The 763-nt window shown below is 72.6% G+C and carries 1 protein-coding gene; it reads left to right on the top strand.

What is annotated here, in order from left to right; translation table 11 throughout:
• Positions 1 to 91 precede the first annotated feature (91 nt).
• On the top strand, positions 92 to 763 hold a 672-nt coding region (locus K6I34_RS37660; protein WP_229332501.1), incomplete at its 3' end, for an iron-containing alcohol dehydrogenase.

Here is a 763-nt window from a genome sequence, read left to right as displayed (position 1 = left end):
GTCTGGGGGAGGGTGGGCACAACCGGACCACCGGCCGCAACCGACCACGGGGTCCGGGGCGCAGCCCCGGGAATCCACAGGAGGCCCAAAAATGGATCACCCCACCGAAACCGTCATCACCTGGCAGGCCCCACCCGTCCGGTACGGGCTGGGCGCCACCGAGGAGATCGGGCATGAGCTCGCGCAGCTCGGTGTGCGGTCGGTACTCGTCGTCACCGACCCCAACCTCACCACGATCGGCCTGCCCCAGCGCGTCCAGAAGCTGATAGAGCAGGAAGGCATAGCCGCCACCGTCTTCGACGGCGCGGAGGTGGAGCCCACCGACCGGGGGTGCGAGGCGGCGGCGGCCTCGTTCGGTGCGCAGGAGTTCGACAGTTACGTGGGCCTCGGCGGTGGCAGCTCCATGGACACCGCCAAGGTGATCAATCTGCTGCGCAGCTGCCCGGGCCACGGGGTGCGGCGCTACCTGAACCGGCCGATCGGGGAGGGCGCTCGCGTGCCCCGGCCGCTCAAGCCCCTCGTGGCCGTGCCCACGACGGCCGGCAGCGGCAGCGAGTGCACCGCGATGGTGGCGCTCGGCGTCGTCGCCGAGCGCGTCAAGACCGGCATCTCCGATCCGCGGCTGCGCCCCGCCGCCGCGGTCGTCGACCCGCTGAACACCGTGACGGCACCCCCCGCGGTCACCGCCGCCTCCGGCTACGACGTGCTCACCCACGCCTGCGAGTCGTACACCGCGCGCCCCTACGACCGGCGGCCCCCCTAC

This window comes from Streptomyces sp. UNOC14_S4, from assembly GCF_020740835.1.
In the GTDB taxonomy this organism is placed as follows: Bacteria; Actinomycetota; Actinomycetes; order Streptomycetales; family Streptomycetaceae; genus Streptomyces.
The sequence above is the reverse complement of the archived record's forward strand: the minus strand, read 5'-3'. Positions and strand labels throughout refer to the sequence as shown.